The organism is Flavobacterium sangjuense, from assembly GCF_004797125.1.
Taxonomy (GTDB): domain Bacteria; phylum Bacteroidota; class Bacteroidia; order Flavobacteriales; family Flavobacteriaceae; genus Flavobacterium; species Flavobacterium sangjuense.
Genome location: NZ_CP038810.1, coordinates 240,158 through 260,774, shown reverse-complemented (window position 1 = coordinate 260,774; position 20,617 = coordinate 240,158). Strand labels below are relative to the sequence as shown.

Below are 20,617 nucleotides of genomic sequence, written 5' to 3'. Positions count from 1 at the left end.
TTGCGAGGTTCAGTTTTTAAACGATTTCTAACGTTTTTGCTTTGTTGACAAGATCAACCAAATTCGTTACATTGAGTTTCGTCAACAGACGAAGTTTGTAAGTACTAATGGTTTTCTCATTAAGTGCTAAAATCTTAGCAATCTCATTGTTCTTTTTACCATCGCTTAAAAAACGAAGCACTTCGATTTCTCGATTAGAAAGTTTGCGATACAAACGTTCCGATTTGTTTTGCTTGGCAATCAATGCCAAACTTTTCTTGATTTCATCATTTAGAATAATTTGCCCTTGGTTTACTTTAACAATAGCAATTCCTAAATTTTCAAGCTTTGATGTCTTATGAACATAACCCGCGCAACCAGCTTTTATAGCATTTGGTGCGTAGATGTGTTCCGACAAACTACTAAAGACGATAACTTTTGTTTTTGGAAAATTTTTGATGATTGACTTGACTTCATAAATACTCTTTAATCCTTCAAGCTCTAAATCGATGATTAAGACGTCAATTTCTTTGTTTCTTAATGCATCTGGAACCATAAAAAAGTTACCCACGTTTGAAACGACATTTATTTCAGGATGATCCTTAAAATAAGCCTTCATTCCAAAGTGTACAACTGGAAAGTTATCCGCGACGCATAAATTTATCATAATTGTGGTATTTGATAAAAGTTAATAAAACTACAAGTAAAGGTAAGAAAACATATTGAAAAAATGTTAAAATTCTTAACAAATTTTATATTTCGATGGGATTATACATACAGGAATGGGTTTCATTTTATGTTGATTTATTGTGTTTAACTTCTTGTAAATATCAAAAACTTCTTTTTCTCTTTTGGTGAAATTTTCATTTTCTCCATTCTTTTCAGCTTCTAGCATTGCCCATTCTAATTCGTCATAACTCGCGCCAAGTTGATCTTCATCAGTTCTTGAATCGCCAAATAATCCGTCTGTTGGTGCCGCATTTTGAATAGATTCCGGGATTTCTAAATACTTACCCAAAGCATAAACATCACTTTTCATCAAATCCGCAATCGGACTCAAATCAACACCACCATCTCCGTATTTGGTATAAAAACCAACGCCAAAATCCTCAACTTTATTTCCCGTTCCGGCCACCAGTAAACCATGAATGCCACCTAGATAATACAAGGTTGTCATTCGCAATCTCGCTCTGGTATTAGCTAAAGACAAATTTAGCTTTGCTTCATTTTCTGAACCTGGCACTTCATTTTTAAATGTTTCAAAAACGGATGTCAAATCTGTTTCAACATTTTTCACATTCGGGAATCGCTTTTTTAATTGCTCAATATGTTCCCTTCCGCGGCTTACTTGTGAGCTATCCTGATGAATTGGCATTTCAACACACAAAGTGGTTAAACCCGTTTGAGCACAAAGCGTTGAAGTCACAGCCGAATCAACTCCGCCTGAAATTCCAACGACAAAACCATTCAAATTCGCATTTGTTGCATAATCCTTCAACCATGTAACAATAAAGGTGTTGATTTCCCCTACCTTAATAGTACTTTTTTTTGCCATTTGTTATGAAAATTTTTAGAAACTGCACTGTATATTTGCAAATGTAAAAAATCAAAAGTTTTTAATCGGTTTAACACTCGTTAATTTTAAAATGAAAAAATACGTAATTGCATTAGCCCTTTTAGCTGGATTAATCTCTTGTGATAAAAAATCAAAAGTTGAAAAGGCAATAGAGGAAACTCCGCCGGTTTCACTTAAGGTATATCGATTTGACAAAGCATTTTTTGAAACACCACCAAATGAGTTACAAAACCTAAAAGACGAATATCCTTTTTTCTTTCCCGAAGGAACACCTGATAAAGTTTGGACGGACAAAATGCAAAATCCACAATGGCGGGAATTGTATCAGGAAGTGGAGAAGAAGTACTCCAATTTTGGAGAGCAAACTTCTGAAATTGAGGATTTGTTTAAACATATAAAATATTTTTTCCCAACAGCTACAATGCCAAAAGTGTACACTGTTATTGCGGATATGGATTACAACAATAAGGCCATTTATGCCAATGATAAACTTGTGATTTCTTTGGAATTATACCTAGGCGCGAAACATAGATTCTACGAATTTCCGGCATATTTAGAGCAAAATTTTGAAGAAAGACAAATGATGCCTGATATCGTTACGAGTTTTTCGTTAGGAAAAATTCCGCCACCAGCAGAAAAAACATTACTTTCCGAAATGATATATTATGGAAAGCAATTGTATCTAAAAGATCAGTTATTGCCAACCTATACTGATGCTGAAAAAATTGGCTATCTACCGGAACAAATTACTTGGTGCCAGGAGAATGAGAGTTATATTTGGCGCTATTTTATCGAAAAAGAATTGCTGTATAGCGCCGATTCTAAATTGCCGGGACGCTTTACAAATTTGGCGCCTTTTTCTAAATTTTATTTAGAGATAGACAACGAATCTCCGGGAAGAGTTGGACAATGGATTGGATGGCAGATAGTCCGTTCGTTTATGCAAAATAATGAAGTTAGTACACAAGACATGCTTAAAATGGATGTCAAAGAAATATTTGAAAAATCAAAATATAAACCAAAAAAGACAGATGAGTAAAAACATCACTTCCGAAATTAAATTTCTTGTTGAATTAGATGAAAACCGTGTACCCGAAAAGTTAACATGGTCAGCACAAGACGGTGGCGTTGAACAAGAAGAAGCAAAAGCCATGATGCTATCAATTTGGGATAGCAAAGTGCAGGAAACACTTCGTATCGATTTGTGGACAAAAGACATGCCTGTTGACGAAATGAAATTGTTTTTTCATCAAACTTTGGTTGCTATGGCTGATACTTTTCAGCGTGCTACTCAAGATGAAAAAATGGCGGATACCATGAAAGATTTTTGCGATTATTTTGCCGAAAAATTAGAGTTGAAAAAATAGTATTTTAAAACTGATTCAAGTCTTTAAAAACTTCAGCATTTATATCGTCAATATATTGCAAAACAGTTTCTCTACCAGTATTTTCAGTAGCTGAGGTTACAAAGTGTTGTGGCATTTCTTCCCAGTTGTTTGCCAAAAGGGCTTTACGGTAAGCAGCAATGTGTCCGTCAATTTTTCCTCGGCTTATCTTATCCGCTTTAGTAAAAATGATGCAGAATGGCACTTCAATTTCACCTAAATAATTGATGAATTCCAAGTCGATTTTTTGTGCTTCTAAACGAATATCAATTAGTACAAAAGCACAAACCAATTGTTCTCTTTTTTCGAAATAATCAGTGATGAATTCCTGAAAAACTTCTTTTGTTCTTTTAGAAACTCTGGCATAACCATAACCGGGCAAATCGACCAAAAACCAATTGGAATTGATTTTAAAATGATTTATAAGCTGTGTTTTTCCTGGTTTTCCGGATGTTTTTGCCAAATTTTTATGATTGGTCAACATGTTAATCAAGGATGATTTTCCAACATTGGAGCGACCAATAAAAGCATATTCAGGCAAACGTTCCAGCGGACATTTACTTACATCAGAATTGCTGATTATAAATTCGGCGGTATTAATTTTCATGTTATAGGTGAACTTCTTTTAACCATTCATCAAGCAAACGATTGAATTCGTCAGGATGCTCCATCATAGCGGCATGACCACATTTGTCAATCCAATACAATGATGAATTAGGCATTAATTTATGAAATTCTTCGGCAACTTCCGGTGGTGTAACCTGATCATTTTTACCCCAAATAAGACAAGTTTTTATGTGCATTTTTGGTAAATCTTTAGCCATATTATGACGAATCGCACTTTTGGCAATTGTCAATGTCTTAATCACTTTTATTCTGTCATTCACTACAGCAAAGACTTCGTCAACGATTTCTTTTGACGCAATTGCAGGATCAAAAAAAACCGCTTCAGCTTTTTTCTTGATATATTCGTAATCACCACGTTTAGGATAACTATCACCCATAGCGCTCTCGTAAAGTCCTGAACTTCCTGTAAGTACAAGTCCGGCAACTTTTTCAGGATATACTTTCGCATGATACAATGCAATATGCCCACCAAGAGAATTTCCCAAAAGAATTACCCGGTCAAAACCTTTAAAATTGATAAAGTCTTTTACATATTTTGCAAAGGCTTTTACATTGGTTTTTAAAATGTTTTGGGTATAAATGGGCAACTCGGGAATGACAACTTTATAGCCATTAGACGAGAAATAGTCAGCAACTCCATTAAAGTTACTTAATCCACCCATTAATCCGTGTAAAACGACTATCGGCGTTCCTTCTCCAGCTTCAAAATAGGAATATCTGCCCTCTTTTTTAAATTTTCCTTCCATGTGATTTTTTTGAGTTTTGCCTCGGCAACAAATATATGATTTTATAGATTAAAACCCATTTATATAAGGATTATTTACTACTAAAATTGACAATTTCGTTAAGACTTCATCAGAAACTAATAAAGTATTAATTGTCAACAATTACGAAAATAAATTAAGCCAAAATGAAGAAGTTGAAAGATGCTAAAAATCAATTTTTAAAACCACCTTTTCTCAGTTTTTCGACGTCTTTGGATGTTTTTTTTAAAAATTAAACTGACAGTTTTTTCTAAGTTTTCTACTGAAATGGGATTAAAGTGGTAAAACTTATTAACAAAGTGGTATTTTGTGGTAAATTGTGGTAAATATTTTTATATTTTTGCTGGTAACCAGAACAAAACCAAATTGAATACCATAATCGGAACATACGAATGCAAGGTTGATGCCAAGGGAAGACTCATGATTCCTTCGGCGTTGAAGAAGCAACTTGCTAATTCTCTTCAAGATGGCTTTGTCTTGAAGCGCTCCGTTTTTCAACCTTGTTTAGAATTATATCCAATGACAGAGTGGAATTTGATGATGCAAAAAATCAACAAATTGAATCGCTTTGTAAAGAAAAATAACGATTTCATTCGTCGATTTACTGCCGGAGTAAAAGTGGTAGAAGTTGACGATTTGGGCAGATTGTTAATTCCGAAAGATTTAGTTGCGTTTAGTAAAATTTCAAAAGATATCGTCTTGTCTTCTGCTGTGAACATAGTGGAGATTTGGGATAAAGATTTATATGAAAAGTCGATTGCTGGCGATGATATAGATTTTGCTGATTTAGCCGAAGATGTTATGGGAAATGTAAATGATGATGGAGATGGAATATCATAACCCGGTTTTATTAAAGGAAACTGTTGACGGACTAAATATCAAACCGGATGGAATTTATGTGGATGTGACTTTTGGCGGCGGCGGTCATTCTAAAGAGATTTTGAAACGATTAGGACCAAACGGAAAACTATTTGGATTTGACCAGGATGAAGATGCTTTTGCCAATGCTTTGCCAGACGAGAGATTTACACTGATACCTGAAAATTTTAGATACATAAAACGTTTTTTGAGATTTCACGGTGTAAAAAGCGTGGATGGAATTTTAGCAGATTTAGGCGTTTCATCACATCAGTTTGATGTTCCGGAAAGAGGATTTTCTACTCGCTTTGATGCTGATTTGGATATGCGAATGAGTAAAAAAAATGACTTGGATGCGTTCAAAGTGGTGAATGAATATGACGAAGCCAATTTAAAAAGAGTGTTTTTGGATTACGGAGAATTGAAAGTAGCTCCAGCTTTAGCCAGAACAATTATTGAAGCCAGAGAGAAGAAAAGCATCAACACTACAGACGAATTAAAAGTTGTTTTATCAAGGTTTTTACCGGAACAACACAAAAATAAAATCCTGGCTCAAATCTATCAGGCCATCCGAATTGAAGTGAATCAGGAAATGGATGTTTTAAAAGAGTTTTTGGAACAATCACTTGAAATATTGAAACCCCAAGGAAGATTAAGCGTGATTTCATACCATTCACTAGAAGACAGATTGGTAAAACGTTTTATCAAAAACGGTCTGTTTGAAGGCGAACCGGAACGCGACTTTTTCGGAAACTTTTCAGTTCCGTTTAAAAGCATAGAAAAATTAATCGTTCCAACGGACGAAGAAATAAAAGAGAATAACAGAGCAAGAAGCGCGAAGCTAAGAGTAGCCGAAAAGAAATAAGAAATGAAAAAAGGAGTTTACAGCATATTAAAAGCTCGATTTTTAGTCAATGAAGATGCTACGAGAAATTGGCGATTCATTGTGTTTCTGTTCCTCTTAGCGCTTTTGATGATAGGTAATACACACCGATTTGAGCAAAAGGTTTTCCGCATCACCGAATTGACAAATGAAGTAAAAGAATTGCGCTCCGAGTTTGTTGACAAACGCTCCGAATTAATGAAGTTAAAAATGGAATCGACAGTTTCAGAAAAAATGGAAGAAAGAAAAATTTTTCCATCGTCAGTTCCGCCACAAAAGATAAAAGTTAAAAAACCAGTAGAAAAAAGTTTCTTTCAAAAACTATGGCAGTAGAAGATAAACATATCTCTTACCGAATTTATTTAGTTGCGTTCAGCATCTTCATAATGGCTGTACTAGTTACCTTCAAGTTGACCAAAATACAATGGTCCGAAGGTGATTACTACAGAAAATTAGCGAAAGAAAGAACCGTTAGAAACTTTGTGATTCCGGCGAATAAAGGAAATATTTATTCTGCAGACGGAAGTTTATTGGCAACATCAATCCCAAACTATAACATCCGGTTTGATGCTGTGGCTCCAAAAAGTATTGATTTTGAAAAAAGCGTAAAGCCATTGTCTGATTCATTGGCAAAAATGTTGGGCAAACCAAGTTCTTTTTATCATACGCAATTAAGAATGGCTCGTGACAACAAGAACAGATATTTATTGATTGCTCGTGATTTAAGCTATACAGAATATATAAAAATTAAAGGTTTTCCTCTTTTCAATTTAGGAGCTAACAAAGGCGGAATGATTACGGAACAGGAAACCGTTCGCGAACATCCAATCGGGAAAATTGCTGAAAGAACTATTGGCTATGATCGAATCGATGAAAACGGAACCCGCGTTGGTAAAGGAATTGAATGGTCTTTCAGAAAATATCTAAACGGAAAAGACGGCAAAGTTCTTAAACAAAAAATTGCCAAAGGACAATGGAAACCGATTCGCGATGTGAACGAAGAAGATCCGCAGGATGGCTATGATGTGATTTCTACTATTGATGTTTATATTCAGGATATTGCACACCACGCCTTATTGAAGCAATTGAAGGAATACAAAGCAGAACACGGCTGCGTTGTCGTAATGGAAACGAAGACGGGTAAAGTCAAGGCCATTTCCAATCTTGGAAAATTAAACCCAACAGATTCTACCTACTTCGAAACTACCAACTATGCCATAGCTGAATCACACGAACCTGGTTCAACTTTCAAACTGGTTGACATGATTGCCCTGCTTGATGATAATAAAATAGACACAAGCGCTGTGTATGACAGCAAAGGCGGAATCATAACTTACCCTTCTTTTAAAGGCGAAAAAGTCCGCGATTCCCACGAAGGTGGTTACGGAAGAATTTCTTTGGCTCGTGGTTTTGAAGTTTCTTCAAATACAATCATGGTTCAGGCAGTGTATGAAAATTATAAAAACAACCCACAGGAATTTGTAGACAGAATTGACAGAATGGGATTGAATAAACCATTAGGGCTTCCGTTTCAGGGTGAAGGGAAGCCTTATATTCCACAGCCAGGCGACAAACACTGGAGCGCGTTGTCATTGCCTTGGATGGCTTACGGTTATGGAGTTTCTGTGACGCCATTACAAACATTGACATTGTACAATGCAGTTGCCAATAATGGCGAAATGGTAAAACCACAATTTGTTTCTGAAATCAAGGAATGGAATAAAGTCATCAAAAAATACGACAAGCAGATTATCAATCCGAAAATCTGCTCTGATGAAACTATCAAGAAATTAAAAGCCGTAATGCAGAATGTGGTAAAAAAAGGAACAGGTTCGAAGTTGTATTCCAAAGATTTTTCTATGGCTGGTAAAACGGGAACAGCACAAGCCAATTATGGGAAAAACGGTGGAAATGACAAACATTATATTTCTTCATTTGTTGGATTCTTCCCTGCCGAAAGTCCAAAATATTCTTGTATAGTAGTGGTTCACAAGCCAAATACATCACTTAATAATTACTATGGTGCCGATGTTGCAGGGCCAGTTTTCAAGCGTATTGCGCAAAAGATTTTTACGGATTCGCCATCAACAAATGAAATCAAAAATCTGAATAAAAAAATCAGCAGACAGGAAGTGGCTTACAACGATTATAAAATCAAATCAAATTCTGAAATCAAAGTTATTCCAAATTTAAAAGGAATGAGCGGAATGGATGCGGTAGCGCTTTTGGGAAATTTAAAGCTGAAAGTAAAAGTTATTGGCATCGGAAAAGTAAAAAAACAATCAATTCCGGCGGGACAATCTTTAGATAAAAACAAAACAATCATACTCGAATTATCGTGATTATTTTAAAAGACATATTATATAAAGTTGCCATCGAATCAGTAAAAGGTTCGACGGAAATGTGCATCAATAAAATTGAATTCGATTCAAGAAAAGTAGTAGAGAATGATGTTTTTATTGCCATTCGCGGTACTGTTTCCAATGGTCATGATTTTATCGAAAAAGCCATAAACCTTGGAGCAACCGTAATTGTTTGTGATACGTTACCTGAAGTAATTGTTACGGGAGTTACTTATATCCAGGTGAAAGATACCAATTCGGCTTTGGCATTTTTGGCGGCAAACTTTTATGGAAATCCATCACAAAATCTAAAATTAGTTGGCATCACCGGAACGAATGGTAAAACAACCATCGCTTCTTTATTATACCAATTATTCCAAAAAGCAGGTTACAAAGTTGGCTTGCTTTCTACCGTAAAAATCATGGTTGATGATAAAGAATACAAAGCAACGCACACTACACCGGATTCATTAACTATCAATTATTATTTGGCAGAAATGAGCGAAATGGGTGTTGAATACTGCTTTATGGAAGTGAGTTCACACGGAATTCATCAAAAACGTACCGAAGCCTTGCATTTTGAAGGTGGCGTTTTTACAAATCTGTCTCACGATCATTTAGATTATCATCCAACATTTGCGGAATACCGCGATGTGAAAAAATCATTTTTTGACCATTTGCCAAAATCGGCTTTTGCATTGACCAACATTGATGACAAAAACGGTTTGGTGATGATTCAAAATACGGCTGCCAGAAAACTGACGTACGCTTTGAAATCGTACGCCGATTATAAAGCGCAGATTCTGGAAAACCAATTATCAGGATTGTTATTGAAGATAAATGAAAGCGAAGTTTGGGTTCGATTAATCGGAACATTCAATGCTTATAATCTATTGGCTATCTATGGAACTGCAATCGAATTAGGATTAGACAAATTAGAAGCATTGCGATTATTATCAGAATTGGAAAGTGTTTCCGGACGTTTTCAATTTATTGTTTCCAATTTCCAAATTACCGCAATTGTTGATTATGCACATACGCCGGATGCTTTGGAAAATGTCTTGAAAACCATCAATGATATTCGCTCTAATAACGAACAATTGATAACTGTTGTAGGTTGTGGAGGCGATAGAGATAAAGCGAAAAGACCAATCATGGCAAACATTGCTTCAACCATGAGCAATAAAGTAATCATCACCTCTGACAATCCGAGAACCGAAGATCCAATCGACATTATTGCCGACATGGAAGAAGGTGTGCAACCTCAAAATCAAAGAAAAACGTTGTCGATTGTTGATAGAAAACAAGCTATTAAGACGGCTTGTCAATTGGCAGGTCCAAATGATATTATTCTAATTGCCGGAAAAGGACACGAAACCTATCAGGAAATTAATGGTGTTCGTCACGATTTTGACGATATGGAAATTGTAAAAGAAATTTTAGAACAACTCGATAAATAAAACGATATGCTATATTATTTATTTGAATACCTAGACAAAACAATGGACATTCCCGGAGCAGGAGTTTTCCAGTACATCACATTCCGTTCTGCTTTAGCGTTGATTCTTTCGTTAATGATTTCAACCATCTACGGAAAAAAAATCATCACTTTCCTGAGAAATCAGCAAGTAGGTGAAACTGTTAGAGAACTTGGTCTTGAAGGTCAAACTCAAAAAGCAGGAACACCAACAATGGGTGGATTAATCATCATCATTGCAACATTGATTCCGGTTTTGTTGTTAACCAAACTGAATAATATCTACATCATCCTTTTGGTGGTAACCACACTTTGGATGGGAACTATTGGGTTTATTGATGATTACATCAAAATCTTCAAAAAAGACAAACAAGGTTTAAAAGGAATTTTCAAAGTTGTTGGTCAGGTTGGTTTAGGTTTAGTTGTTGGCTCTGTGTTATATTTTAATCCAAGTGTAACGGTTAGAGAAAGATCAACAACACCAATTTCCTTCAATCAAACGGAGAATGTTATTCAACAAACACCAGCTGAGATTAAATCTACGGTAACTACAATTCCATTCACAAAAAACAACGAATTGGATTATGCCAAAATCATAGAATGGACAGGCGAAGGCTATGAAAACTGGGCATGGTTGGTGTTTATTCCAATTGTAATTTTCATCATTACTGCTGTTTCAAACGGAGCCAATTTAACTGATGGAATAGATGGCTTAGCCGCCGGAACGTCTGCTATTTCCGTACTCGCACTAGGAATTTTTGCTTTCGTTTCAGGTAACGTTATTCTTTCCAGCTACCTAAACATCATGTACATCCCAAATTCGGGTGAAATGACAGTCTTTATTTCGGCATTCGTAGGAGCATTAATCGGATTTCTTTGGTACAATTCGTTTCCGGCAACAGTATTTATGGGTGATACAGGAAGTTTAACCATTGGTGGAATCATCGCGGTTTTAGCTATTTCGGTTCGAAAAGAAATGTTACTGCCGGTATTGTGTGCCATCTTTTTTGCCGAAAATTTATCCGTAATCCTTCAGGTTTCTTATTTCAAATACACCAAGAAACGATTTGGCGAAGGAAGACGGATTTTCCTCATGTCGCCATTGCACCATCACTATCAAAAGAAAGGATATCACGAGAGTAAAATTGTAACCCGTTTTTGGATTGTGGCAATTCTGTTAGCCATAGTTTCTATTGTGACATTAAAATTGAGATAATGAAACGATTGGTCATACTTGGCGGTGGAGAAAGTGGTGTTGGAACGGCCATTTTGGGTAAGAAACAAGGATACGATGTTTTTGTTTCTGACTTTGGAGAAATAAAAGACAATTACAGAGAAGTTCTTAAACAATATGAAATTAAGTGGGAAGACGAAACCCATACCGAAAACCTGATTCTGAATGCTGATGTGGTAATGAAAAGTCCGGGAATTCCGGAAAAAGCGCCAATAGTAAAAAAGCTTTTGGAAAAAGGAATTCCGGTGATTTCTGAAATTGAGTTTACAGTTCAGTTTACCAATGCGAAAACCATCGGAATCACAGGAAGCAATGGCAAAACAACAACGACAATGTTAGCCTATCATTTGCTGAAACAAGGCGGATTGAATGTTGGATTAGGAGGGAACATTGGTAAGAGTTTCGCCTGGCAGGTAGCCGAAGAAAATTATGATTGTTATGTGTTGGAATTGAGCAGTTTTCAGTTGGATGGAATTGTAAAATACAGACCGGACATAGCCATAATAACAAACATTAGTCCGGATCATTTGGACCGATATGAATATAAATATGAAAACTATATCGCATCAAAATTTAGAATAACAATGAACCAAACAGAGAACGATTATCTCATCTATGACGCAGATGACGAAGCAATCGAAGAATGGTTCAAAACAAACAAAACAAAAGCCAAATTAGTTCCTTTTTCATTAACAAAAACATTTGAAAACGGAGCATTTATAAAAAACGACACTATGGACATCATCATCAACAACGAAGAATTTGAAATGAAAACCGGAGAAGTTTCTCTGGAAGGAAAGCACAACATGAAAAACGCCATGGCAGCAACGTCAGTAGCTGCACTGATGAAAATCAGAAAGGAAACTATTCGTGAAAGTCTATCCAATTTTCAAGGCGTAGAACATCGTTTGGAAAAAGTACTCAAAATTCACAATGTGCAATACATCAACGATAGCAAAGCGACCAATGTGAATGCAACTTTCTTTGCTTTAGACAGCATGACTGTGCCAACCGTTTGGATAGTCGGTGGTGTTGATAAAGGAAATGATTACAGCGAAATTATGTCGTTAGTTCGCGAAAAAGTAAAAGCAATCATTTGCCTTGGTGTCGACAACAAAAAAATAATTGATGCTTTTGGAAATGTTGTAGATATGATGGTTGAAGTTGATAATATGCGTGATGCCGTAGTAACTGCGATGCATATAGCTGAAAAAGGAGATGCAGTTTTATTATCTCCGGCTTGTGCGAGTTTCGACTTATTTCAAAACTACGAAGACAGAGGAAATCAATTTAAAGCAGCGGTTAAGAATTTATAATTTGGTTATGCGGTTATTTGGTTATTTGAAACCCGAATAACCAAATAACTAAATCAACAAATCCACACAATGAAAGAACTAGTAAACAGCTTAAAAGGAGATAAAGTCATCTGGGCATTCGTTGCCTTGTTGGCGTTGTTTTCGTTTATGCCTGTTTTTAGCGCGAGTAGCAATTTGGCCTATATGCGTCATGGTTCCGGAAATGCCTTTACCTATTTGCTGAAACACGCAGCACAGGTTTTGGTTGGGTTTTTTATTCTATACAAAGTTCATAAAGTTCCGTATCATTATTTCAGAACAATATCCAAAATCCTATTGCCGGTCGTTTGGATTTTGCTGATTTACACCTTGCTCAAAGGAACTATCATTGAAGGTGCCAACGCCAGTCGATGGATACAGATTCCGTTTATTGGCATCACGTTTCAAACATCAACATTGGCTTCAATCGTACTGTATGTTTTTGTGGCGCGCTATTTATCCAAGAAAAGAGAAACACCAATCACGTTCCAAAACTCACTTTGGGAATTGTGGACGCCCGTTTTTATTACGTTAATTTTTATTCTTCCGGCGAATTTTTCCACCGCGGCCTTGATATTTTCGATGGTTTTGATGTTGGTTTTTATTGGAAAATATCCGCTGAAATATATCGGAATCATAGTCGGTGCCGGAATCATTGGATTGACATTTTTCATATTGGTTGCCAAAGCTTTTCCGGATGCTTTCCCTAATCGTGTGGATACTTGGATTGCCCGAATTGATAACTTCACAAGTGACAAACCAGATGAAGATGATTATCAAATCGAAAAGGCAAAAATTGCCATTGCTTCAGGCGGTGTTTACGGACTTGGACCTGGGAAAAGTGTGCAAAAAAATTTCCTGCCGCAATCTTCTTCCGATTTTATCTATGCCATCATTGTTGAAGAATATGGAATGTTTGGAGGATTATGTGTTCTGGGATTGTATCTGTTATTGCTATTCCGATTCGTAGTAGCAGCACACAAAGCCAATTCGCTTTTTGGAAAACTCGTCGTCGTTGGCTTAGGTTTTCCTATAATTTTTCAGGCGATGACCAATATGGCGGTTGCGGTAGAATTGTTGCCGGTAACCGGACAAACATTGCCACTGATTAGTAGTGGAGGAAGTTCTATTTGGATGACTTGTATCGCACTCGGAATTATTTTGAGCGTGACTAAAAAAGAAGAAGAAATTGCCGAAGAACAAGCTGAAAAACAAAAACGTGAAGATGCTTTACAAAAGCTAATCGATAAACAATTACAGGAAGACGAAGCAGCAGAATTGGAAGATTTTTCAATTGTTGACAAAGCAAATCCAATGAGTGCTGTGCTAAATAAATAATAAATTGGGGAAATTAAAATTCATATTAAGTGGTGGCGGAACCGGTGGACATATCTACCCGGCGATTGCAATTGCCAATGAATTAAAGTTGCGTTTTCCCGATGCCGAATTTCTTTTCGTTGGTGCCGAAGACAAAATGGAAATGCAAAAGGTGCCGCAGGCAGGTTATGAGATTGAAGGACTTTGGATTTCCGGGTTGCAACGAAAACTAACCTTGCAAAACCTGATGTTCCCATTGAAAGTTACCAGCAGTTTGTTGACATCGCGAAAAATATTAAAAGCATTCAAACCTGATGTCGTAATTGGAACAGGCGGTTTTGCCAGTGGCCCATTATTACAGATGGCAAATATGATGAAGATTCCAACGGTGATTCAGGAACAAAATTCTTATCCGGGAATTACAAATAAATTGTTAAGTAAAAAGGCTAATGTAATTTGTGTGGCCTATGAAAATTTAGAGCGGTTTTTTCCAAAAGAAAAAATTGTTTTCACAGGAAATCCGGTTCGCCAGGATTTATTGGAAATAGATTCGAAACGAAAAGAAGCACTTAAACATTTCAATTTAAATCCGAATAAAAAAACACTTTTAGTGCTTGGCGGAAGTCTTGGTGCAAGAAGATTAAATCAATTGATTGAAAAAGAAATCTACAATTTGGTTTCAAAAGATATTCAGATTATCTGGCAATGCGGCAAATTGTATTATCACGATTACAATCATTTTTCAGATGGGCAGCTGGTTCAGGTGGTGTCATTTATTGATCGAATGGATTTGGTTTACGCTGCCGCAGATTTTGTGATTTCCCGCGCCGGAGCATCATCGGTTTCGGAGTTGTGTTTGGTTGGAAAACCGGTAATTTTTATTCCGTCACCAAATGTGGCCGAAGACCATCAAACAAAAAATGCCAAAGCTATTGTAGATAAAAACGGTGCCATTTTGATTAAAGAAAGTGAATTGGATTTCACCTTCGAACCGATTTTTTCGAATTTGATTTTCAATGAAAATTTGCAAAGAGAATTGAGCGAAAACATTAAAAAGTTGGCAAAGCCAAATGCCACAAAAGATATTGTAGAACAGATTGTCAAATTAATAAAATAATAGCTAAACCTAGAGCCTTAGTTGCTCAGAACCTTAGCGCCTTTAAAATGAATCTAAACCAAATACATAACGTCTATTTCATCGGAATCGGTGGCATCGGAATGAGTGCTTTGGCTCGTTATTTCCAAAACATTGGGAAAAACGTTTCGGGTTACGACAAGACTCCGACCATGCTTACGGATGAACTGATTGCTGGCGGAATGTCGATTCATTTTGAAGACAACATCAGCTTGATTCCAACCGATTATTACGTTGAAAACACTTTGGTTATTATCACTCCGGCCGTTCCCATTTCACATTCGGAATGGAATTATTTTATCGAAAGAGAGTATACGGTAAAAAAGCGTGCGGAAGTTTTAGGAATCATTACCAAAGACACCTTTTGTTTTGCCGTTGCAGGAACGCACGGAAAGACAACAACATCGAGTATACTGGGTCATCTTTTGTATGAAAGTGGTGCGGATGTTACAGCTTTTATAGGTGGTATTGTAGAAAACTATCACTCCAATTTAATTGGAAATGGTAAAACAGTAACCGTGGTCGAAGCCGATGAATTCGATCGTTCGTTCCTGCATCTGCATCCCAATATTGCTTGTGTAACTTCAATGGATGCCGACCATTTGGATATTTATGGTGATAAAAATGCGATTGAAGATTCTTTCAGAGAATTTGCCGATAAAGTAGAAGACAAAACTAAAATATTTGTTCCAAAAGGGTTGCCATTAGAAGGATTTACCGTCGGAATTGATGAAGATGCAACTTTCAAGGCATTTAACATCAGAATTGAAAATGGTTATTATGTTTTTGATGTGCAAACGCCATCCGAAACTATCGAAAATATACAGTTCGGTTTACCCGGAAGACATAATTTGATGAATGCCATGATGGCTTTAGCAATGGCTAAAACTTTTGGTTCCCCAACCAAAACCATTGCTAAAGCTATGGCTTCATTTAAAGGAATCCAACGCCGGTTTTCGTATCAGATTAAGAATGAAAATCTCGTTTATATTGATGATTATGCACATCATCCAACCGAAATTAATGCGGTGCATCAGGCAGTTCGCGAATTGTATCCAAACGAAAAAGTTCTGGCAATTTTCCAACCGCATTTGTTTAGCAGAACCAAAGATTTTGCCGATGATTTTGCCAAAAGCTTATCGCAATTCGATGAAATTTTGTTGTTAGATATTTATCCGGCACGCGAATTACCAATGGAAGGAATTACGTCAGCTTGGCTGCTTTCCAAAATAGATAATCCGAAGAAAAAATTGATTTCAAAAACCGATTTAATTCCGTCAATTTTAAAAAGTGACGCTAAAATAATTGTAACAATTGGCGCCGGAGATATTGGTGAATTAGTTCCGAAAATTAAACAAGCATTATTATGAAAATTTTCACTTGGACAAATATTCGATTAGTGTTGATGATTATAGCTATAATCGCCCTGTTTTCGTTCACTTCGCATAGAAATGCCATGCGAAAAGTAAAGAAAACTGAAGTCGTTTTTGTGGGTGAAAACACACTTTTTTTGAAGCCTGAAATGGTTAATAAATTGTTAATAGAAAAAAATCAAGACCTAAAAACAATCAATAAAGTTGATTTAGATTTGAAGAAATTGGAAGCTTCTATCAACAAACAGCAAATGATCCAAAAAGCGGATGTGTTTGTCAGTGTTGATGGTGTTTTAAAAGCGGTGGTGAAACAAAAAACACCAGTAGGAAGAGTGTTTGACGAGTCGGGTTCTTTTTATATTGATTATGAAGGAAATAGAATGCCGTTATCAGATAATTATACAGCCAGAGTTCCGCTACTATCGGGGGAAATTACAGTAGTAAAAAAAGAAAAATTATCTGAAGTTTTAAGGATGATTAATGAAGATGAGTTTTTGAAAAAAAATATCATTGGTGTGCAGGTTTTGCCTAACGGCAGCCTTATTATGGCCAATAGAAATTATGATTTTCAAATTGATTTTGGACGAACTATTAACATTGAAAAGAAATTTAAAAATTATAAAGCGTTTTTTCAGAAGGCAGTTTCAGACAGCACTTTGAATAAATACAAAAGGATTAACCTGAAGTTTACCAAGCAAGTTGTGTGCATTAAATAGAAGATTATGGAAAAAGAGAATATTGCAGTCGGATTAGACATTGGAACAACCAAGATTGTTGCCATGATTGGCAAGAAAAATGAGTATGGGAAGTTAGAGATTTTGGGTGTTGGAAAATCCAAAAGTCTTGGTGTGGCTCGTGGTGTTGTAAATAACATTACCCAAACCATCCAATCTATTCAGCAGGCAGTTATTGAAGCAGAAGCAAATTCAGGATATAAAATTAACGATGTGGTTGTTGGTATTGCCGGACAACACATTCGCAGCATTCAACATACGGATTATGTAATCAGAACAAACCCTGAAGAAGTAATCAGCGGAAGAGATATTCAGTTGTTGATTGATCAGGTGAATAAATTAGCGATGCTTCCTGGAGAAGAAATTATCCACGTATTGCCACAGGAATTCAAAATTGATGGACAATCTGAAATCAAAGAACCAATCGGAATGTACGGAGGAAGACTGGAAGCAAGCTTTCACGTAGTAGTCGGTCAGGCATCATCTATCAGAAATGTGGGAAGATGTATCCAAAGTTCTGGAATAGAATTATCCGGATTGACATTAGAGCCATTGGCTTCGGCTGATGCAGTTTTGAGTCAGGAAGAAAAAGAAGCCGGTGTTGCATTAATTGATATTGGTGGTGGAACAACGGATTTAGCCATTTTTAAAGATGGAATCATTCGTCACACGGCAGTAGTTCCTTTTGGTGGAAATGTAATTACAGATGACATAAAGGAAGGTTGTTCAATCATTGAAAAACAAGCTGAATTATTAAAGACAAAATTTGGTTCAGCGTGGCCAGGTGAAAATAAAGACAATGAAATTGTTTCGATTCCGGGACTAAGAGGAAGAGATCCAAAAGAAATTTCTTTGAAAAACTTGTCTAAAATAATTCATGCAAGAGTTGTTGAAATTATTGAGCAGGTTTTCACCGAAATCAAAGCTTACGGACATGAAGATCCACGCAAGAAACTGATTGCCGGAATTGTATTGACTGGTGGTGGTTCACAATTGAAGCACATCAAGCAATTGGTTGAATACATTACGGGAATGGACACCAGAATTGGCTATCCAAACGAGCATTTGGCAGGAAATTCAAGTGAAGAGATTTCAAGTCCATTATTTGCAACAGCAGTTGGATTGGTAATGAACAGCATTGAAAACAATTCGAACAGTGCTTATAAAATTGAACTAAAAGAAGTTGCAGTCGAAGCACCAAGACAAGTAGCTTTTCAACCTGTAGCTCAGGCTCAGGTAGTAGAAGAAAAAGTTGAGAATGTATCTGATGCAATCGAAGAAGAAATCAACCTTGAAACTGAAACAACTGAAAATAAAATAAAAAGATCATTTTTTGACCGTTATGTTGAAAAAATTAAGGACTTTTTAGATAACGCTGAATAAATGATATATAGAGGAGGAAGCCCAGTGGGCTTCAGGTAATTTCGCTTTAGCGAAACGAACGAAGCCTCAAGTACAAAGCATTGAAAAAGACAAAACAGAATACAAAATATAATACCTAATACCAAAATAGTATGATAAGCAACTCAGAATTTGGAAACATCTCATTTGATTTACCAAAAAATCAATCAAATGTGATTAAAGTAATCGGAGTTGGTGGCGGCGGAAGCAACGCTATCAATCACATGTTCCAGCAGGGAATCAAAGGCGTAGATTTCATTGTATGTAACACAGACTCACAAGCACTTCAAAACAGTCCGGTGCCAAATAAAATTCAATTAGGTGTAAACCTTACTGAAGGACTTGGTGCAGGAGCAAATCCTGATGTTGGTCAACAATCAGCCATCGAAAGTATTGGCGACATTGAAAAAATGTTGGATACCAATACTAAAATGGTATTCATAACAGCAGGAATGGGTGGTGGAACCGGAACCGGTGCTGCACCTGTAATCGCTCAATTGGCTAAAGAAAGAGACATTCTTACTGTTGGAATCGTAACTATTCCTTTCCAGTTTGAAGGTAAAGTGCGTTCTGAGCAAGCGCTGTTAGGTGTTGAAAAGTTAAGAAAACAAGTAGATTCTTTGATTGTTATCAATAACAATAAATTGAGAGAAGTATATGGAAATCTTGGTTTCAAAGCAGGATTCTCTAAAGCTGACGAAGTGTTGGCTACAGCTTCTCGCGGAATTGCGGAAGTAATTACGCACCACTACACGCAAAACATCGATTTAAAAGACGCCAAAACAGTTTTGTCAAACAGCGGAACAGCCATTATGGGTTCTTCTACTGCTGCTGGTGATAACCGTGCAAAAGAAGCCATTATTTCTGCTTTAGATTCTCCTTTATTGAATGATAATAAAATTTCGGGTGCCAAAAACGTATTGTTGCTTATCGTTTCGGGTTCTAGCGAAATTACTATTGACGAAATTGGAGAAATCAATGACCATATTCAATCAGAAGCCGGACACAATGCTAATATTATCATGGGTGTCGGTGAGGATGAAACTTTAGGTGAAGCTATTGCAGTTACTATTATTGCTACAGGTTTTAATGTGGAGCAGCAAAACGGAATTGTAAATACCGAAGCAAAGAAAATTATTCACTCATTAGATGGCGAACATAAATTAGAGCGTGATTTAACTCAGAAATCAGTTGAAGTTTTTCAGGCGATTGATACTCCGGTAACAGAAGTGAAGGAAGAAAAAATTGTTTTTGAATTAATCGAAGACGAAATTGAGACGCCTGCTACTGTTGAAGCTGTTATCGACGAAAACGAATTGATTGCTATGAATCATTTCATCAGAAATCTGGATGTAACTTTTGAAATTGTTTCGCCAATAAATGATATCGATTTCAAAGTAACTACTCCTGAAGTTAAGGAAATGAAAGTTATCGAGCCGGAAACGATTGAAAAAGAAGAAGAGCAAATCACTTTTACTTTTGATATGCCGGCAATGCCAACATTCGAAAGAGTTGAAGAAGTGAAGCCAATCGAAGCGGTTGAAGAAAGCAAAATTGTTTTCGATTTATCGTCTGAATCAGTAAATGAAATTGTGGTAAACGAGCCGGTACAATTTGTGCCGATGACGGAACTAAACGAAGAAGGTGTAATCAAATATTCTTTGGAAGAATACATGGAGTTGGAAAACGACTTGTTGAATTCAAAACCAGCTGCTACAGCTGTAGTTGAAGAGCCAGTTGCAGAAGAGTTAAACATTACAATGAAAGTAGAAACTACTGAAAAGCCAAGTGCCATTGTAAGTCATTTTGAAGACATTTCACCAGTTGAAATGACTATCGAAGAAACTTTGAAACACAGAGCTGACGATAGAAGAAAAAAATTAAAAGAGTTCAATTATAAATTCCATAACAACCCTTCAAAAATTGAGGAAATGGAAAAAGAACCGGCATACAAACGTAATGGAGTAGATCTGTCAAATAATACTCAAGCTGATACAAACTCAAGAATGTCGATAGGAACAGATAGCAACGATGATACACAGTTGCGTTCAAACAACTCATTCTTGCACGATAATGTAGACTAGTCTACAGATAACCCCTTGATCTTTAGCCCGAAAGTCTTTATGATTTTCGGGTTATTTTTTTTAACTTCGCGAAACTTTTTAGGGAAGCAAATTCATCTAAAAATATAAGAAGTC

At 36.4% G+C, this 20,617-nt stretch carries 19 protein-coding genes; 15 read left to right on the top strand and 4 right to left on the bottom strand.

Features of this window, described 5'->3' with window-relative positions:
- Positions 1 to 16: 16 nt before the first annotated feature.
- Both GS03_RS01075 and nadE read right to left on the bottom strand, forming a co-directional pair.
- The gene (locus GS03_RS01075; protein WP_136150731.1) at positions 17 to 646 is read right to left on the bottom strand and encodes a response regulator transcription factor; all 630 of its coding nucleotides are present in this window, start codon (positions 644 to 646) and stop codon (positions 17 to 19) included.
- A gap of 75 nt (positions 647 to 721) precedes the next feature.
- The gene (nadE, locus tag GS03_RS01070) at positions 722 to 1,534 is read right to left on the bottom strand and encodes an NAD(+) synthase (protein ID WP_136150730.1); all 813 of its coding nucleotides are present in this window, start codon (positions 1,532 to 1,534) and stop codon (positions 722 to 724) included.
- 91 nt (positions 1,535 to 1,625) lie between these two features.
- Between nadE and gldB the strand changes: the two genes are divergently transcribed.
- The gene (gene gldB / locus GS03_RS01065; protein ID WP_136150729.1) at positions 1,626 to 2,594 is read left to right on the top strand and encodes a gliding motility lipoprotein GldB; all 969 of its coding nucleotides are present in this window, start codon (positions 1,626 to 1,628) and stop codon (positions 2,592 to 2,594) included.
- Complete coding sequence (gene gldC, locus GS03_RS01060) at positions 2,587 to 2,922, top strand: gliding motility protein GldC (protein ID WP_168710253.1); 336 nt, start codon at positions 2,587 to 2,589, stop codon at positions 2,920 to 2,922. Before gldB ends, gldC begins: the two co-directional genes overlap by 8 nt.
- A gap of 4 nt (positions 2,923 to 2,926) precedes the next feature.
- Here the strand turns inward: gldC and yihA are convergent, their stop codons facing one another.
- Positions 2,927 to 3,547, bottom strand: a complete 621-nt coding sequence (gene yihA, locus GS03_RS01055) for a ribosome biogenesis GTP-binding protein YihA/YsxC (protein WP_136150728.1) — start codon at positions 3,545 to 3,547, stop codon at positions 2,927 to 2,929.
- Between the two features lies 1 nt (position 3,548).
- Positions 3,549 to 4,313: an alpha/beta fold hydrolase gene (locus GS03_RS01050; RefSeq protein ID WP_136150727.1), complete on the bottom strand. Its 765-nt coding sequence runs from the start codon at positions 4,311 to 4,313 to the stop codon at positions 3,549 to 3,551.
- Positions 4,314 to 4,697: 384 nt separating this feature from the next.
- On the opposite strand from GS03_RS01050, the gene mraZ reads away from it, so the two are divergent.
- From mraZ to ftsZ, 13 genes are all read left to right on the top strand, one after another.
- Positions 4,698 to 5,171, top strand: a complete 474-nt coding sequence (gene mraZ, locus GS03_RS01045) for a division/cell wall cluster transcriptional repressor MraZ (RefSeq protein ID WP_136150726.1) — start codon at positions 4,698 to 4,700, stop codon at positions 5,169 to 5,171.
- The gene (rsmH, locus tag GS03_RS01040) at positions 5,146 to 6,054 is read left to right on the top strand and encodes a 16S rRNA (cytosine(1402)-N(4))-methyltransferase RsmH (RefSeq protein WP_210726618.1); all 909 of its coding nucleotides are present in this window, start codon (positions 5,146 to 5,148) and stop codon (positions 6,052 to 6,054) included. Before mraZ ends, rsmH begins: the two co-directional genes overlap by 26 nt.
- 3 nt (positions 6,055 to 6,057) lie before the next feature.
- Positions 6,058 to 6,405 (top strand): FtsL-like putative cell division protein, encoded by a 348-nt coding sequence (locus tag GS03_RS01035; RefSeq protein ID WP_136150724.1) that lies wholly within the window; start codon positions 6,058 to 6,060, stop codon positions 6,403 to 6,405.
- A complete protein-coding gene (locus tag GS03_RS01030; protein ID WP_136150723.1) occupies positions 6,396 to 8,414 on the top strand; it encodes a penicillin-binding protein in 2,019 nt (672 codons plus the stop codon). The genes GS03_RS01035 and GS03_RS01030 overlap by 10 nt, the downstream gene beginning before the upstream one ends.
- Positions 8,411 to 9,874, top strand: a complete 1,464-nt coding sequence (locus tag GS03_RS01025) for a UDP-N-acetylmuramoyl-L-alanyl-D-glutamate--2,6-diaminopimelate ligase (protein WP_168710252.1) — start codon at positions 8,411 to 8,413, stop codon at positions 9,872 to 9,874. Before GS03_RS01030 ends, GS03_RS01025 begins: the two co-directional genes overlap by 4 nt.
- A 6-nt stretch (positions 9,875 to 9,880) precedes the next feature.
- The gene (gene mraY / locus GS03_RS01020) at positions 9,881 to 11,107 is read left to right on the top strand and encodes a phospho-N-acetylmuramoyl-pentapeptide-transferase (protein WP_136150722.1); all 1,227 of its coding nucleotides are present in this window, start codon (positions 9,881 to 9,883) and stop codon (positions 11,105 to 11,107) included.
- A complete protein-coding gene (gene murD / locus GS03_RS01015; protein WP_136150721.1) occupies positions 11,107 to 12,441 on the top strand; it encodes a UDP-N-acetylmuramoyl-L-alanine--D-glutamate ligase in 1,335 nt (444 codons plus the stop codon). The genes mraY and murD overlap by 1 nt, the downstream gene beginning before the upstream one ends.
- Positions 12,442 to 12,510: 69 nt before the next feature.
- Positions 12,511 to 13,797 (top strand): FtsW/RodA/SpoVE family cell cycle protein, encoded by a 1,287-nt coding sequence (locus tag GS03_RS01010; protein ID WP_136150720.1) that lies wholly within the window; start codon positions 12,511 to 12,513, stop codon positions 13,795 to 13,797.
- Between the two features lie 4 nt (positions 13,798 to 13,801).
- A complete protein-coding gene (gene murG, locus GS03_RS01005; protein WP_136150719.1) occupies positions 13,802 to 14,893 on the top strand; it encodes an undecaprenyldiphospho-muramoylpentapeptide beta-N-acetylglucosaminyltransferase in 1,092 nt (363 codons plus the stop codon).
- Positions 14,894 to 14,940: 47 nt separating this feature from the next.
- Complete coding sequence (gene murC / locus GS03_RS01000; protein ID WP_136150718.1) at positions 14,941 to 16,281, top strand: UDP-N-acetylmuramate--L-alanine ligase; 1,341 nt, start codon at positions 14,941 to 14,943, stop codon at positions 16,279 to 16,281.
- On the top strand, positions 16,278 to 17,000 hold the full coding sequence (locus GS03_RS00995; protein ID WP_136150717.1) for a cell division protein FtsQ/DivIB: 723 nt from the start codon (positions 16,278 to 16,280) through the stop codon (positions 16,998 to 17,000). The genes murC and GS03_RS00995 overlap by 4 nt, the downstream gene beginning before the upstream one ends.
- A gap of 6 nt (positions 17,001 to 17,006) precedes the next feature.
- A complete protein-coding gene (gene ftsA, locus GS03_RS00990) occupies positions 17,007 to 18,401 on the top strand; it encodes a cell division protein FtsA (protein ID WP_136150716.1) in 1,395 nt (464 codons plus the stop codon).
- A gap of 131 nt (positions 18,402 to 18,532) precedes the next feature.
- Positions 18,533 to 20,503 (top strand): cell division protein FtsZ, encoded by a 1,971-nt coding sequence (ftsZ, locus tag GS03_RS00985; protein ID WP_136150715.1) that lies wholly within the window; start codon positions 18,533 to 18,535, stop codon positions 20,501 to 20,503.
- Positions 20,504 to 20,617 lie beyond the last annotated feature (114 nt).

Coding starts and splice junctions, on each gene's coding strand:
- GS03_RS00995 (WP_136150717.1), top strand. CDS start 16,278: ATGAAAATTTTCACTTGGACAAATATTCGATTAGTGTTGATGATTATA.
- gldB (WP_136150729.1), top strand. CDS start 1,626: ATGAAAAAATACGTAATTGCATTAGCCCTTTTAGCTGGATTAATCTCT.
- murD (WP_136150721.1), top strand. CDS start 11,107: ATGAAACGATTGGTCATACTTGGCGGTGGAGAAAGTGGTGTTGGAACG.
- GS03_RS01075 (WP_136150731.1), bottom strand. CDS start 646: ATGATAAATTTATGCGTCGCGGATAACTTTCCAGTTGTACACTTTGGA.
- gldC (WP_168710253.1), top strand. CDS start 2,587: ATGAGTAAAAACATCACTTCCGAAATTAAATTTCTTGTTGAATTAGAT.
- GS03_RS01050 (WP_136150727.1), bottom strand. CDS start 4,313: ATGGAAGGAAAATTTAAAAAAGAGGGCAGATATTCCTATTTTGAAGCT.
- GS03_RS01030 (WP_136150723.1), top strand. CDS start 6,396: ATGGCAGTAGAAGATAAACATATCTCTTACCGAATTTATTTAGTTGCG.
- ftsZ (WP_136150715.1), top strand. CDS start 18,533: ATGATAAGCAACTCAGAATTTGGAAACATCTCATTTGATTTACCAAAA.
- GS03_RS01035 (WP_136150724.1), top strand. CDS start 6,058: ATGAAAAAAGGAGTTTACAGCATATTAAAAGCTCGATTTTTAGTCAAT.
- rsmH (WP_210726618.1), top strand. CDS start 5,146: ATGATGATGGAGATGGAATATCATAACCCGGTTTTATTAAAGGAAACT.
- ftsA (WP_136150716.1), top strand. CDS start 17,007: ATGGAAAAAGAGAATATTGCAGTCGGATTAGACATTGGAACAACCAAG.
- yihA (WP_136150728.1), bottom strand. CDS start 3,547: ATGAAAATTAATACCGCCGAATTTATAATCAGCAATTCTGATGTAAGT.
- nadE (WP_136150730.1), bottom strand. CDS start 1,534: ATGGCAAAAAAAAGTACTATTAAGGTAGGGGAAATCAACACCTTTATT.
- GS03_RS01010 (WP_136150720.1), top strand. CDS start 12,511: ATGAAAGAACTAGTAAACAGCTTAAAAGGAGATAAAGTCATCTGGGCA.
- mraY (WP_136150722.1), top strand. CDS start 9,881: ATGCTATATTATTTATTTGAATACCTAGACAAAACAATGGACATTCCC.
- murC (WP_136150718.1), top strand. CDS start 14,941: ATGAATCTAAACCAAATACATAACGTCTATTTCATCGGAATCGGTGGC.